13 protein-coding genes are annotated in these 13,751 nt (G+C 62.7%); 10 read left to right on the top strand and 3 right to left on the bottom strand.

Annotation, left to right across the window (positions count from 1 at the left end; all coding sequences use genetic code 11):
• Positions 1-177: 177 nt before the first annotated feature.
• The 4 genes from HWY05_RS17445 (at position 178) to hslU (ending at position 4,606) form a co-directional block, all read left to right on the top strand.
• Positions 178-1,278 (top strand): GTP-binding protein, encoded by a 1,101-nt coding sequence (locus tag HWY05_RS17445; RefSeq protein ID WP_176059048.1) that lies wholly within the window; start codon positions 178-180, stop codon positions 1,276-1,278.
• Positions 1,279-1,970: 692 nt separating this feature from the next.
• Complete coding sequence (gene dksA / locus HWY05_RS17440; RefSeq protein ID WP_035554081.1) at positions 1,971-2,390, top strand: RNA polymerase-binding protein DksA; 420 nt, start codon at positions 1,971-1,973, stop codon at positions 2,388-2,390.
• 323 nt (positions 2,391-2,713) lie between these two features.
• Positions 2,714-3,250, top strand: a complete 537-nt coding sequence (gene hslV / locus HWY05_RS17435) for an ATP-dependent protease subunit HslV (RefSeq protein WP_176059047.1) — start codon at positions 2,714-2,716, stop codon at positions 3,248-3,250.
• A gap of 9 nt (positions 3,251-3,259) precedes the next feature.
• Positions 3,260-4,606 (top strand): ATP-dependent protease ATPase subunit HslU, encoded by a 1,347-nt coding sequence (gene hslU, locus HWY05_RS17430; protein ID WP_176059046.1) that lies wholly within the window; start codon positions 3,260-3,262, stop codon positions 4,604-4,606.
• Positions 4,607-4,748: 142 nt separating this feature from the next.
• On the opposite strand, the gene HWY05_RS17425 is transcribed toward hslU, so the two are convergent.
• Both HWY05_RS17425 and HWY05_RS17420 read right to left on the bottom strand, forming a co-directional pair.
• Entirely contained in the window at positions 4,749-5,291 is a 543-nt protein-coding gene (locus HWY05_RS17425; protein ID WP_035554088.1) for a response regulator transcription factor, read from the bottom strand.
• The gene (locus tag HWY05_RS17420; RefSeq protein ID WP_035554089.1) at positions 5,288-6,598 is read right to left on the bottom strand and encodes an ATP-binding protein; all 1,311 of its coding nucleotides are present in this window, start codon (positions 6,596-6,598) and stop codon (positions 5,288-5,290) included. The genes HWY05_RS17425 and HWY05_RS17420 overlap by 4 nt, the downstream gene beginning before the upstream one ends.
• A gap of 128 nt (positions 6,599-6,726) precedes the next feature.
• Here HWY05_RS17420 and HWY05_RS17415 point away from each other — a divergent pair, with 128 nt between their 5' ends.
• Complete coding sequence (locus tag HWY05_RS17415; RefSeq protein ID WP_176059045.1) at positions 6,727-8,364, top strand: tetratricopeptide repeat protein; 1,638 nt, start codon at positions 6,727-6,729, stop codon at positions 8,362-8,364.
• A 111-nt stretch (positions 8,365-8,475) separates the two neighbouring features.
• Here the strand turns inward: HWY05_RS17415 and HWY05_RS17410 are convergent, their stop codons facing one another.
• On the bottom strand, positions 8,476-8,703 hold the full coding sequence (locus HWY05_RS17410) for a cysteine-rich CWC family protein (RefSeq protein WP_176059044.1): 228 nt from the start codon (positions 8,701-8,703) through the stop codon (positions 8,476-8,478).
• A 271-nt stretch (positions 8,704-8,974) separates the two neighbouring features.
• On the opposite strand from HWY05_RS17410, the gene argB reads away from it, so the two are divergent.
• The 5 genes from argB to metW all read left to right on the top strand — a co-directional run bounded on the left by argB (position 8,975) and on the right by metW (position 13,744).
• Positions 8,975-9,874, top strand: coding sequence for an acetylglutamate kinase (gene argB / locus HWY05_RS17405; RefSeq protein ID WP_035554096.1), 900 nt, complete (start codon positions 8,975-8,977; stop codon positions 9,872-9,874).
• Between the two features lie 268 nt (positions 9,875-10,142).
• Positions 10,143-10,946, top strand: a complete 804-nt coding sequence (locus tag HWY05_RS17400) for a pyrimidine 5'-nucleotidase (protein WP_035554099.1) — start codon at positions 10,143-10,145, stop codon at positions 10,944-10,946.
• Positions 10,913-11,650, top strand: a complete 738-nt coding sequence (slmA, locus tag HWY05_RS17395; protein ID WP_176059043.1) for a nucleoid occlusion factor SlmA — start codon at positions 10,913-10,915, stop codon at positions 11,648-11,650. Before HWY05_RS17400 ends, slmA begins: the two co-directional genes overlap by 34 nt.
• A 343-nt stretch (positions 11,651-11,993) precedes the next feature.
• Complete coding sequence (locus HWY05_RS17390; RefSeq protein WP_176059042.1) at positions 11,994-13,139, top strand: homoserine O-acetyltransferase; 1,146 nt, start codon at positions 11,994-11,996, stop codon at positions 13,137-13,139.
• Complete coding sequence (metW, locus tag HWY05_RS17385) at positions 13,136-13,744, top strand: methionine biosynthesis protein MetW (protein ID WP_035554102.1); 609 nt, start codon at positions 13,136-13,138, stop codon at positions 13,742-13,744. Before HWY05_RS17390 ends, metW begins: the two co-directional genes overlap by 4 nt.
• The last annotated feature ends 7 nt before the right edge of the window (positions 13,745-13,751 follow it).

Raw genomic sequence — 13,751 nt, 5'->3', positions numbered from 1 at the left:
CGGTGCGGCGGTTGAAGCACCAGCCTGAAGCCGCCCGCCTGCACCGGCTTGACAGATATGTTCCAATAACCGGTCAGGCAGGGCTGCGCGCCACCGGCTGCCGCGCCCCGCTTCACTGCCCACGGCTCACGCTCAGATTCCGCAAGTTTCACGAACAACCAGATACAGGCGACCCTCATGATCCCAGTCACCATCCTCACCGGCTTTCTCGGCAGCGGCAAAACCACCCTGCTCAAGCGCATCCTGAACGAAAAGCACGGCATGAAGATCGCCGTGATCGAAAACGAGTTCGGCGAAGAAAACATCGACAACGAAATTCTCGTGCAGGACACGACCGAGCAGATCATCCAGATGAGCAACGGCTGCATCTGCTGCACGATCCGCGGCGACCTCGCGCGCGTGCTGGGCGATCTGGCCGCGAAGAAGCAGGCCGGCGAAGTGGATTTCGACCGCATCGTGATCGAAACCACCGGTCTCGCGAATCCGGGTCCGGTCGCGCAAACCTTCTTCATGGATAACCAGATCGCCGACGAATTCCTGCTCGACGCGATCATCACGCTGGTCGACGCGAAGCACGCGAACCACCAGTTGGACGAGCACGAAGTGGTGCAGCGCCAGGTCGGTTTCGCCGATCGCCTGTTCATCACCAAGGCCGACCTCGTCGACGAAAAGCATGTGGACGCGCTGCGTCACCGCCTGCTGCACATGAACCCGAAAGCGGCGATCAAGGTCGTCAATTTCGGCGAAGCGGACATCAAGGAAATCTTCGACCTGCGTGGCTTCAACCTGAATTCGAAGCTCGAGATCGACCCGGACTTCCTCGCCGAAGACGAACACGCGCACAGTCATGCTCACGCGCACGACGAGCACGGTCATACGCATGCCCACGACGAGCACGATCACGCCGACTGCGATCATGACCACGGCAAGTGCGATCACGAAGGCCACGATCACGCGCATCACCACCACGCGCACCACGACGACAAGATCAAGTCGTTCGTCTACCGCAACGATCGCCCGTTCGATCCGAACAAGCTGGAAGACTTCCTGGGCGGCATCCTGCAGATCTACGGCGAACGCCTGCTGCGCTACAAGGGCGTGCTGTATATGAAGGGCGTCGACCGTAAAGTCGTGTTCCAGGGCGTGCATCAGATGATGGGCAGCGATCTCGCCGCGAAATGGCAGCCGATCGAGAAAAAGACCAACAAGATGGTGTTTATCGGCATCGAACTGCCGCAAGACCTGATCACTGACGGTCTGGACGCCTGCCTCGCATAACGCCCGGCCGAGGGCGCCGGGCAAACGCCCGCGCCCCGGCGGCGCTGCCGTGCGCACGACAGTGTGGACGCGGCACGCGCCGTGCTATCAGGCTCTCAAATACGCGTGCTGCATGACGCGCGGCGCGGCAATCCTCTGCGGAATACGAGCAGTCGGTAACCGAAAGCCCGCTGAAATGTCGCGCGTGTGAAAAGCGCGTGAAAACCCTGCTGTATTAAAGCGTGCACGACCATCGCTTTTTGGTCTGGCGCGCGTTATATTTTCGGGATATCGGCGCGCCGCCGGGGATTTTCGCGAGATGCGGTGCCGGATTGTGATTCAGTTACAATACGTGCCCACTGGAGAATGACAACGAATTGCCCGGTCAGCGCGTATCCCGCGCCGGGCCTGAAACGGCGCCGGAAAATCTTGTCCGGAAATACGCCGACAATGCCGGCTGGCAGCGCCTGATAAAAGGCGCGCTGCCGGTAAGCAATGCCTCAGGAGCATTTGAGAATCGGTTTCCAGAGGAGTTCGGCCCCGCATAGGCGCTGCGACGCCACGGCGTGTGGGCGCCAGGCGCTTCGGCGTCACGACAGTCCATCGTCGTCCGTGCCTGCCCTGCGCTCAGCGTCTTCAAGGCGCCTTTGCGGGCAATACGAAAGTGCGGGCACTATGTAAGAGTTTTGCCTCACATTGAAGAAGTAAGCCAGATGACGACGAAACGACTCTTGACCGAAGCCGAAATCCTGAAGATGAGCGACAAGGATTACATGAATGCGGATCAGCTCGCTTTCTTCAAGAACAAGCTCGAACAGCTGCAAGCGGACATTCTCCGCAATGCCGGCCAGACGACCGAGAACCTGCGCGAAACGGTAATCGTGCCGGACCCGGCCGACCGCGCAACGATCGAAGAAGAGCATGCGCTCGAACTGCGCACGCGCGACCGCGAACGCAAGCTGCTGAAGAAGGTGCAGCAATCGATCGCGCGCATCGATTCGGGCGACTACGGCTGGTGCGAAGAAACCGGCGAGCCGATCGGCATTCCGCGTCTGCTCGCACGGCCCACGGCTACCCTGTCGCTCGAAGCGCAGGAACGCCGCGAACTGCGCCAGAAGCTGTTCGGCGACTGAACGCCTGCGGCGCGGCTTCGGCTCCGCGCCCTCAAACGCTGCTTCGTCGAGAGGCGCACGGTGATCCGTGCGCCTTTTTTCTTTTGTGCGACGCTTTCATGCGTTCACTGCCAGCCCGGCCCCGCGCCGAAACACCGTTTTTTGGCCTATGCCTTTTGCCGGCTCTTGATATGACCGCGTACGCCCTAAAATAAACCGGACATGCGCTGCACGAGCGCGCGCCAGGCCGGTTGATCCCAGCGCCGCGCGCCGTCCGCTTTCAGGATTCATGCGGTGGCGCATTGTGCTGCCGCGTCCTACCCGTTTTGCAAAGAGGAACGCATATGGAGCAATTTCACGGCACGACGATCGTCTCCGTGCGGCGCGGCGACAAGGTCGCGCTCGGCGGCGACGGCCAGGTGACGCTGGGCAACATCGTCATGAAAGGCGGTGCGAAGAAGGTCCGGCGCATCTACAACGGCAACGTGCTGGTCGGCTTCGCCGGCGGCACGGCAGACGCTTTCTCGCTGCTCGACCGCTTCGAAGCGAAGCTGGAAAAACATCAGGGCAACCTCACGCGCGCGGCCGTCGAACTCGCGAAAGACTGGCGCACCGACCGCATGCTGCGCCGGCTTGAAGCCATGCTGATCACCGCGGACGCGACCACCACGCTCGTCATCACCGGTAACGGCGACGTGCTCGATCCGGAAGGCGGTATCTGCGCAATCGGTTCGGGCGGCGCGTACGCACAAGCCGCCGCGATCGCGCTGGCTCAGAACACCGAGATGTCGCCCCGCGAAATCGTGGAGAAGTCGTTGGCAATTGCTGGCGACATGTGCATCTACACGAACCATAACCGCGTCATCGAGACGATCGAGTAAGGACCCACGATGAGCACCATGACCCCTGCCGAGATCGTCTCGGAACTCGACAAACACATCATCGGCCAAGGCCGCGCGAAAAAAGCAGTGGCCGTGGCGCTGCGCAATCGTTGGCGGCGTCAGCAGGTTGAAGATCCGCTGCGCCAGGAAATCACGCCCAAGAACATTCTGATGATCGGACCGACCGGCGTCGGCAAAACCGAGATCGCGCGGCGGCTGGCGAAACTCGCCGACGCGCCGTTCATCAAGATCGAAGCGACCAAGTTTACCGAAGTCGGTTACGTGGGCCGCGACGTCGACAGCATCGTGCGCGATCTGATCGAAATCTCCGTCAAGCAAACGCGCGAAACGGAAATGCGCAAAGTGCGCACCAAGGCCGAAGACCAGGCCGAAGACCGCATTCTCGACATTCTGTTGCCGAGCGCGCGCCCGGTCGGCTTCGGTGCGAGTTCGAGCGTCATCGACACCGCGGACGAAGGCAGCACCACGCGCCACACCTTCCGCAAGCGTCTGCGCGAAGGCCTGCTCGACGACAAGGAAATCGAGCTCGACGTCGAGCAGCCGCAAGCGGGCATGGACATCATGGGGCCGCCGGGCATGGAAGACATGACCGAACAGATCCGCTCCATGTTCGCGAACATCGGCGGCGGCAAGAAAACGCGTCGCAAGCTGAAGGTGAAGGAAGCGCTGAAGGTTCTTACCGACGAAGAAGCCGGCAAGATGCTGAACGAGGAAGAGGTGAAAGCGAAGGCGGTGCAGAACGTCGAGCAGAACGGCATTGTGTTCCTCGACGAGATCGACAAGATCGCGTCGCGCGCCGAAGCCGGCGGCGGTGAAGTGTCCCGTCAGGGCGTGCAGCGCGATCTGCTGCCGCTGGTGGAAGGCACCACGATCAACACCAAGTACGGCATGGTGAAGACTGACCACATTCTGTTCATCGCGAGCGGTGCGTTCCATCTGGCCAAGCCGAGCGATCTGATTCCGGAACTGCAGGGCCGTTTCCCGATTCGCGTCGAACTGGACTCGCTGTCGGTGAACGACTTCGAATCGATCCTGGTGTCTACGGACGCGAGCCTCGTCAAGCAATACCAGGCGCTGCTCGCCACGGAAGACGTGCACCTCGAATTCGCCGACGACGGTATTCGTCGTCTCGCCGAGATCGCTTATTCGGTGAACGAGAAGACCGAGAACATCGGCGCGCGCCGCTTGTACACGGTGATCGAAAAGCTGCTCGAAGAAGTCTCGTTCGCGGCCGGCAATCACTCGGGCAAGACGGTGCAGATCGACGCGGCGTATGTGGATCGCGCGCTGAACGAAGTGGCGGAAGACGAAGATCTGTCGCGTTACGTGCTGTGATATTGACGCCGATATCGCACCGTTGATTCGCGTGCGGATTGCTTGATGTAGATCAGACGCGAATCGCAAAAAAACGGGCTGCCCTTAACCAGGCAGCCCGTTTTTTTTCGCCCCGCCGAAACGCCAGCGAAGCTATGACGGCTTACTGTTTGACCGGCCGCTTGGCCAGCTTGCGCTGCAAGGTCCGACGATGCATGTTCAACGCCCGCGCGGTCGCCGAAATATTGCCGCCGTGTTCGGCCAACACACGTTGAATATGCTCCCACTCCAGACGCGCAACCGAAAGCGGCGTGGGATGTTCGATCGCCTCTTCCGCCTGCAGCGCGCTCGCTTCGCTTTGCAGCGCCGACAGAATCGTCTCGACGTTAGCGGGCTTGGCGAGGTAGTTGTCCGCGCCGTCTTTCACCGCCTGCACCGCCGTGGCGATACTGGCGTAGCCGGTCAGCACCAGCATGCGCGCGTCGGGCTGCAGATCACGTAAAGGCGCGACGAGCGTCAGACCGGAGTCGCTGCCGAGATGCAAATCCACCGTGATCTGGCTGAACTTCTGCTGATTCGCCAGCTTGATCGCCTCGTCCGCGTTGTGCGCTTCGCTCACCGTATAACCGCGCCGCGTCAGACCGCGAGCGAGGATGCCGGAGAACACCTCATCGTCGTCGATCACCAGAAAATTCATTTCGCTCATGCCTGTTTCTCCGTGTTGGATGGCGCGCTGCCTTGACGGCCCACGCCTGATAATTTGCGCCCGGCGAGCGGCAGCTTCAGAAGCGCTCGCGTGCCACGCGGCTTGATCGGGCTGACATCGGTCAGTTCGATCGACCCTCTCAAACGCGCCGCCGCCGAAAAGGCCAGATAGAGACCCACGCCGTGTCCGCCTTGCGTGCTCTCCACCGGCATCGCACCGAGTGAGCCACGCAGCGCGGCAGGAATGCCAGGGCCCGCGTCGCAGACTTCGAAAACGATCTGGTCGCCGCGCGCCGCCAGCGTGCAGGCCAGCGTCACGTGATCGCGGCTTGCACGCGCGGCGTTGTCGAGCAGAATCGTGAGAATCTGACTCACGGCTACCGTATCGTCAAGACTGACCTCGGGCGGCGGCACACCGATCCGCTCGAATTTCACATGCGGATGACGCAGGCGCCACTGCTCGCCGAACGATTCGAGCCATTCGCCGACCGGCTGCCGGCTCGTGGTCGTCGAGGCACGGCTGCGCAATCTGGCCAGCGCCGACGTGCACAGCGACATCTGCTGCTCGAGCAACTCGATGTCGGCGCTGTAGGGCGCGAGCCCTTTGTCGGTACGTGCCGCGTCACGCAATTCTTCGGACAACATTGCAATTGTAGACAGTGGCGTGCCGATTTCGTGCGCGACGGTGGCCGCCTGCACACCCAGTGCGACCGCGCGCTCGTCATGAAGCAAGCGCTGCTGCGCATCTCCGAGCGCTGCGTCACGTAGTCGCAGCGCGCGCGACATACGTGCAACGAACCATGCAATCAGCCCCACGCTGACCATGAAGTTCACCCACATACCGGCGCGGTAGTAGTCGAACAGGTTCGCGGGGTTGTCGAGATTGAGCGGCACGGAATCGAAACCGAGTACCGCGTAGCAGGCCACGGCGAATGCCGCGAGCCACGCCATCAGATGCCATGGCAGCACCGCCGCGGCAATGGCCAGCGAAGGCAGATAGAGCGATACAAACGGATTGGTGGTGCCGCCCGAGAGGAACAGCAGCGCGGACAACGCGCCCAGATCGACCCAGATCTGTCCGAACAGCTCCATGTTGGATTCGGGCCGTTGCTGCGAAACCCGCCACCACGTGAGTCCGTTGAAGATCACTTCGAGCGCGATCACGAGCAGCATGGCAGGCAACGGCAGGTGCACGCCGATAAAGATCTGCACGACCGCGATGGTCACTAGCTGTCCGATGATGGCCAGACTACGCAGCCAGAACAGATGACCCAGATTGACGCGACCGGTGTTGGTTATTCGATGCATGACTTGAGTGTACCTGTTCAGACTAGTCCGACTTACTGCGCAGCCTCGCGTCGGTACCATGGATTTTTTGCGATAGCGACGCTCGGACCGATCCTTCGGCATCGGCTCTTCCGGCGCACCACTCTTCCATGCTACCTACCTCCGACTGCGAGGCTGATGTCTCATCAGCTTTCCTGAATTTTCTGCGGCATGCTGCCGCAGCGCGCCAAAACGGCACGGCCCATACCGAAGCCCAATGGCTCGACGCCGCGGGCCAGTTGCATCCGCTCGACGACGAATCGCTTGAAACGCTCACCGCCACGTTGCTTGCGCAGGCCCGTCACGGCGAGGCGATCGAACTCGCCGCCATTATTGCCCAACTCGATTCGCGTCGCGCTTTAACGCATTTCCGTCTCGGCTACGTTTTGCAAATGGCGAACCGGCATGGCGAGGCGATTGCCGCTTACCGCCGCGCACTTGCCATCGATCCGACTTTGCCCCGGCTGCGCAGCAATCTCGCCGGTGCATTGATGCTGACCGGTGGCAACCCGAGCGAACAGCTCGCGCTGCTGGAAAGCGCGGTGCGAGACGAACCCGACGAGGGCGATGCGTGGACGAATCTCACGCATGCGTGTCGCACCGGCATGAACCTGCCGCGTGCGCTTGAAGCCGGCGCGAGAGCCGTGCAATGTGCGCCGCTCAGCCCGCTGGCGCTCAACAACTATGCGCTGGCTCTACGCGAAGCGCAACGCTGGGCAGAGGCCGAACAGGCCACCCAAACCGCCTGCGCGATCGCCCCCTCGAATGCGACGATGCGCTCGAATCTCGCGATGCTGCAATTGATGCGCGGCGATTGCCCAAACGGCTGGCAGTCGCACGAGGCTCGCTGGGACGGCTCGGCGGAACTCGGCGGCAACCGGCCCGCGATACCGGCGCCGACTTGGCGCGGCGAACCGCTCGCCGGAAAAACGCTGCTGGTGTGGGGCGAACAAGGCATGGGCGACGTGCTGCAGTTCAGCCGCTATATCCCGATGCTGGCCGACCGCGTGCATCGCGAAGGCGGGCGCGTGATCTGGAATTCGTTTCCGCAGATGGGCGCACTGCTCGCGCGCTGCCTCGGTCGGCACGCGGACGGTTACTCAACCGGCGTCGATCTGGAATCGCTGCGGCCGTTCGACTATGAGATTCCGTTGCTCAGTCTGCCGTTGATCTTCGGCACGCGTGCCGAGACGATTCCGGCTGCCGCTCGATATCTTCATGCGGACGCCGCGGCCAGCCAGTCGTGGCGTCATAGGCTGGCTTGCGAAACGCGGTTGAAAGTCGGACTGACATGGACCGGCAGCCTCGGCCATCAGCGCAATCCATTCCGGCGGGTTGGCTGGGAACGCTACGCGGCTCATTTCGGCGGAATGCAAAACGTGGCGTTCTATTCGTTGCAGCCGGGTGCTGAGGCCGACGTGGCGGCAGCTCGAAACGCCGGTTTGCCCATGACCGACTACACCGCTGAATTTGCCACCTTCGACGACACCGCCGCCTTCGTGAGCGCGCTCGACCTCGTCATCACCGTGTGCACGTCGACGGCGCATTTGAGCGGCGCGCTCGGCCAGCGCACCTGGGTGCTGCTCGACGTCAATCCGCACTGGGTCTGGCTGCTCGATCGCCGCGACAGCCCTTGGTATCCGAGCGCCACGCTGTACCGGCAACCGCAGTTTGGTCTGTGGGAACCGCCGCTGGAGGCCGTCGCCCGCGATCTGGGCGCGCTCGCGGCGGGGTATCGCGCGTTATAAGTGCGTTATGGGCAGGCCGCAAGCGGGCCAAAAGCGCTTCGTAAGCGGGCTATCGACGAATCGTCCGCGAATCCTGTGCTCTGTCGTCAATCCGCCGCCGTTCCCGCAACCTTACGTCAAAGCACCACCTGGCGGTCGCGCCTGAGTCGCTCGCGCAATCTCCGCCGCGAGGCACTCCGGACACAAGCATCCGCCGGCCGGATCCAGCCGCTCCGCCGGCAACGACGGCATCTCGCGGCACCAGCAGTCGAACGGCTGCGCATGCCTTGAACAATCGAACGCGTTACCGCAGCGCGGACAGCGCGCGCTGCTTTCGTGGCGGGGGGCGGACAGTTTCATGGCAGGGCCGGATAAACGCGCTGAATCGGGCATCGATCCGCAGATGATGCCACTACCGGCGAAGCGCCGTTAGTCGTCCATTCGGCTAATACACAAACGCCTTCGAACCGCGTTAGGCTTGATGGTCGGCCGGCATTCGCGGGCCGTCATGGCGCGGTGCGCAAAAAGCCGCGCCGCCCGCCACCGGCGCCGCTGTCGAAAACCCTGTTGCAGCGCGCCAGTCCTGTACAATTCGCCGTGTTTTAACTGTTCCGTGCCTGAGCCTGCCGCCATGTCCGAGCTTCCCGACCTTTCGCAGATCGCGCCCACCCTGAAGGCTGAAATCCTGGCCGAGGCGCTGCCTTACATTCGTCAATATCACGGTAAGACCGTGGTGATCAAATACGGCGGCAACGCCATGACCGAGGAGCGTCTCAAGCAGGGCTTCGCGCGCGACGTGATTCTGCTGAAGCTGGTCGGCATCAATCCGGTTATCGTCCACGGCGGCGGTCCGCAAATCGACACGGCGCTGAAGAAGATCGGCAAACAGGGCACGTTCATCCAGGGCATGCGCGTCACCGACGAAGAGACGATGGAAGTCGTCGAATGGGTACTCGGCGGCGAAGTGCAGCAAGACATCGTCACGCTGATCAACCATTTCGGCGGCCACGCGGTCGGCCTCACCGGCAAAGACGGCGGCCTGATCCACGCGCGCAAGATGCTGATGCCGGATCGCGACAACCCGGGCCAGTACGTCGACATCGGCCAGGTCGGCGAGGTCGAGGCGATCAATCCGGCGGTGGTGAAGGCGCTGCAAGACGACGCGTTCATCCCGGTCATCTCGCCGATCGGCTTCGGCGAAGACGGCCTGTCGTACAACATCAACGCGGATCTGGTCGCAGGCAAACTGGCGGTCGTGCTGAACGCCGAAAAGCTCGTGATGATGACCAACATTCCCGGCGTGATGGATAAAGAAGGCAACTTGCTGACCGATCTGTCCGCGCGCGAAATCGACGGTCTGTTCGCCGACGGCACGATCTCCGGCGGCATGCTGCCGAAAATTTCGTCGGCGCTGGACGCGGCCAAGAGCGGCGTGCGTTCGGTGCACATTATCGACGGTCGCATCGAGCACTCGGTGCTGCTGGAAATTCTCACCGAACAGCCGTTCGGCACGATGATCCGTTCGCATTGATTCCTGCCTCAATCCCGGCACATAGCGCACGTCTTAACGGCGTGCACTATGTGCCGTGCAGTCGTTCCGCAGTCGCGCGCTTTACAGCCGCACTCACAGCCGCACCCGCATTCGTCTTCACAGCCAGCCGCCTTCACAACGACGGCGACCCGCAACGCGCCAGCAAGGCGCGCCAGCACACTCCCATTCTTATCTCGCCGCCGGCGCCACGAACCGCAAACGTTCGTTGCCTGACGCGACACTTCGCGCCTGAACGGCGCCGCACCTCATGCGCACTCCCACTTCGCGGCGCCGCCGTCCGCATATCGCCGGTGGCAAACCGGTCTGGTTGTTCGATCTCGACAACACCCTGCACCACGCCTCGCACGCCATCTTTCCGGCGATCAATCAGGGCATGAATCGGTACATCATCGACACGCTAAAGGTGGATGTCGATGAAGCGAACCGCATGCGCCGCGTCTACACGCAGCGCTACGGCGCGGCGCTGCTGGGCCTCACGCGGCACCATCCGCTGGATCCGCATGATTTCCTGAAGTTCGTGCACACGTTCCCGGATCTCGGCTCGATGATCCGCTACGAACGCGGCGTGGCGCGCCTCGTGGCGGCGCTGCCGGGCCGCAAGATCGTGCTGACTAACGCGCCCGAAGCGTATGCGCGCGCGGTGCTGGCGGAACTGCGCATCGAGCGTCTGTTCGAGCAGGTGATCGCGATCGAACATATGGCCGATCGCCGCCGCTGGCGCGCCAAGCCCGACCACGCCATGCTGCGCAAGGCCATGCGCGAAGCCCACGTCGCGCTGAAAGACGTGATACTCGTCGAAGACACGCGCTCGCATCTGAAGAACTATCGGCGTCTGGGCATCCGCACCGTGTGGATCACCGGCCATCTGCCGCGCAAGCCGCACGTGGACGGCGTGCCGACGCGCCTGCCGGGCACCGGTCGGCCGCACTATGTCGATCAGAGCATTCGTTCGTTAAAATCGCTACGACTGGGCACCCGCTCGGTTCGATTGAAGGGACAGCAGACGGGACGACAGCCATGCAGCCGATCGACAAGCCTGACGAAGCCTTAGCCGAACACGAACCTGAACACGAGCCCGTCGCGGCAGCCGCGGCCCCGCGCGCGCAGCGCCTGAAGCCAGGCGAGCGCCGCGTGCATATCCTGCAGACGCTCGCCGCGATGCTGGAAGCGCCGAAAAGCGAAAAGATCACCACGGCGGCGCTCGCCGCCCGGCTGGGCGTCTCGGAAGCCGCGCTGTACCGCCATTTCGCCAGCAAGGCGCAAATGTTCGAAGGGCTCATCGAGTTCATCGAACAGACCATCTTTGGGCTGATCAACCAGATCGCCGGCAAAGAAAGCAACGGCGTGCTGCAGGCCCGCGCGATCGCGTTGATGCTGCTCAATTTCCCCGCGAAGAATCCCGGCATGACACGCGTGCTCACCTGCGAGGCGCTGGTCGGCGAGCATGAACGGCTGACCGAACGCGTCAATCAGATGCTGGAACGGGTGGAGGCGTCGCTGAAACAATGTCTGCGGCTCGCGCAAATCGAGGCCGCCAGCGACGAGAGCGCGACCACGGACAAAACCGCGCACGAAAACCACCCGCAAGCGCCGGCACAAAACCCCGCCGCCCTACCCGCCGGCTACGATCCCGCGATTCGCGCGAGCCTGCTGCTGAGCTACATCATCGGCCGCTGGCACCGCTATGTGCGCAGCGGATTTGTGCGCCTGCCCGTCGAACACGCCGACGCGCAAATCCTGCTGATTCTTCAGTAGTCCACGCGGCCCGCCGCGCGTGGCGGGCCGCGCCGGCGACGCTGCCGCTCCGGATTTTCCGCTATACTTTGCGCCTGACTGCGGCCGCCGGATGCCTACCAAGTGCCTCCCACGCCGCTTTCCGCAGCACCCAGAACACCTTGAAATATCGCTTGAACATCGCTTGAATATCTATTACGCGCCGATTTGCTGACTCGATTGCGGGCGCGCGAACTGCCGGGAGTTTCTCCCGCGGCTCACTATAAATGCGGCTAAAGAGGTCGTCAGCCGCGCACACAGCCGTTCTCCTCCGTGCCTCGCCGACGCCATCTAGCCGCCCTGTATTTGTTAAACGGCGGAATGAATGGAATCGATCGGTATCGTCGCTCCCCAAAAAATGCATTTCAGCGAGCCTCTGCAACTGCAGAACGGCACGACGCTGGCCGGTTACGACCTGATGGTCGAGACCTACGGCACGCTCAACGCCGCGCGCAGCAATGCGGTGCTGGTGTGTCACGCGCTCAACGCGTCGCACCATGTGGCGGGCGTGTACGAAGACAATCCGAAAGACGTCGGCTGGTGGGACAACATGGTCGGCCCGGGCAAACCGCTCGATACCGACAGGTTCTTCGTGATCGGCGTGAATAACCTCGGGTCGTGCTTCGGCTCGACCGGCCCGATGAGCCTCGATCCCGCGACCGGCCATCCCTACGGCGCGGCGTTCCCGGTCGTGACGGTGGAAGACTGGGTCAACGCCCAGGCGCGCGTGGCCGATGAGTTCGGCATTACGCGCTTCGCCGCGGTCATGGGCGGCAGCCTCGGCGGCATGCAGGCGCTGGCGTGGAGCGTGATGTATCCGGAGCGCGTGGCGCATTGCATCGTGGTCGCGTCCACGCCGAAGCTGTCGGCGCAGAACATCGCGTTCAACGAGGTCGCGCGCTCGGCGATCCTGTCGGACCCCGACTTCCACGGCGGCAACTACTACGCGCATAACGTGAAGCCGAAGCGCGGCTTGCGCGTCGCGCGAATGATCGGCCACATCACGTATCTGTCCGATGACGACATGGCCGAGAAATTCGGCCGCTCGTTGCGCCGCGCGGAAGGCGCGGTGGACGCGTACAACTTCAACTTCGACGTGGAGTTCGAAGTGGAGTCGTACCTGCGCTATCAGGGCGACAAATTCGCCGACTACTTCGACGCGAACACCTATCTGCTGATCACACGCGCGCTCGACTATTTCGATCCGGCCAAAGCCTTCGACGGCGACCTGACGGCCGCGGTCGCGCACACCACGGCGAAATACCTGATCGCCAGTTTCAAGACCGACTGGCGTTTCGCGCCGGCCCGCTCGCGCGAACTGGTGAAGGCGCTGCTCGACCACAAGCGCACCGTCACCTACGCGGAAATCGACGCGCCGCACGGCCACGACGCCTTCCTGCTCGACGACGCGCGCTATCACAACGTGATGCGCGCCTATTACGAACGTATCGCGAAAGAGGTGAACGCATGAACCAGCGAGCACTAGATTATCTGGCGTTGCGCCCGGACTTCCGCGCGATCGCCCGCTGGGTCGAGCCGCGCGCGTCCGTGCTGGATCTCGGCTGCGGCGACGGTTCGCTGCTGTCGCTGCTGACCGAGGAACTGGACGTGCAGGGCTACGGCATCGAGATCAACGACGCCGGCGTGCTGGCGTCGACGCAAAACGGCGTCAACGTGATCCAGCAGAATCTGGAAGACGGCCTGCGCCTGTTCGAAGACCGCAGCTTCGATTTCGCGATCCTGTCGCAGACGCTGCAGACCATCCATCAGACCGCGGCGATCTTGCGCGAGACCGTACGGGTCGGCAAGGAATGCATCGTGTCGTTTCCGAATTTCGGTTACTGGGCGCACCGGCTGTCGGTGTTGAAGGGGCGCATGCCGGTGTCGAAGTCGCTGCCTTATCAGTGGCACAACACGCCGAACGTGCGGGTGCTGACCATCGAGGATTTCGAAGCGCTGGCGCCGGAAGTCGGCATTGAAATTCTGGATCGCGTCGTGCTCCATGACGGCCAGGTGGTGCGTTGGGGGGTGAACTGGCGTGGTAGTCTTGCGGTCTATCGCGTCAAGAAAAGCTAACACCAAG

This window comes from Paraburkholderia sp. BCC1876 (assembly GCF_902833695.1).
Lineage (GTDB): Bacteria > Pseudomonadota > Gammaproteobacteria > Burkholderiales > Burkholderiaceae > Paraburkholderia.
The sequence above is the reverse complement of the archived record's forward strand: the minus strand, read 5'-3'. Positions and strand labels throughout refer to the sequence as shown.

Coding starts and splice junctions, on each gene's coding strand:
- HWY05_RS17400 (WP_035554099.1), top strand. CDS start 10,143: ATGCGCACTCCCACTTCGCGGCGCCGCCGTCCGCATATCGCCGGTGGC.
- hslV (WP_176059047.1), top strand. CDS start 2,714: ATGGAGCAATTTCACGGCACGACGATCGTCTCCGTGCGGCGCGGCGAC.
- dksA (WP_035554081.1), top strand. CDS start 1,971: ATGACGACGAAACGACTCTTGACCGAAGCCGAAATCCTGAAGATGAGC.
- slmA (WP_176059043.1), top strand. CDS start 10,913: ATGCAGCCGATCGACAAGCCTGACGAAGCCTTAGCCGAACACGAACCT.
- HWY05_RS17420 (WP_035554089.1), bottom strand. CDS start 6,598: ATGCATCGAATAACCAACACCGGTCGCGTCAATCTGGGTCATCTGTTC.
- argB (WP_035554096.1), top strand. CDS start 8,975: ATGTCCGAGCTTCCCGACCTTTCGCAGATCGCGCCCACCCTGAAGGCT.
- HWY05_RS17415 (WP_176059045.1), top strand. CDS start 6,727: ATGCTACCTACCTCCGACTGCGAGGCTGATGTCTCATCAGCTTTCCTG.
- HWY05_RS17445 (WP_176059048.1), top strand. CDS start 178: ATGATCCCAGTCACCATCCTCACCGGCTTTCTCGGCAGCGGCAAAACC.
- HWY05_RS17425 (WP_035554088.1), bottom strand. CDS start 5,291: ATGAGCGAAATGAATTTTCTGGTGATCGACGACGATGAGGTGTTCTCC.
- HWY05_RS17390 (WP_176059042.1), top strand. CDS start 11,994: ATGGAATCGATCGGTATCGTCGCTCCCCAAAAAATGCATTTCAGCGAG.
- hslU (WP_176059046.1), top strand. CDS start 3,260: ATGAGCACCATGACCCCTGCCGAGATCGTCTCGGAACTCGACAAACAC.
- metW (WP_035554102.1), top strand. CDS start 13,136: ATGAACCAGCGAGCACTAGATTATCTGGCGTTGCGCCCGGACTTCCGC.
- HWY05_RS17410 (WP_176059044.1), bottom strand. CDS start 8,703: ATGAAACTGTCCGCCCCCCGCCACGAAAGCAGCGCGCGCTGTCCGCGC.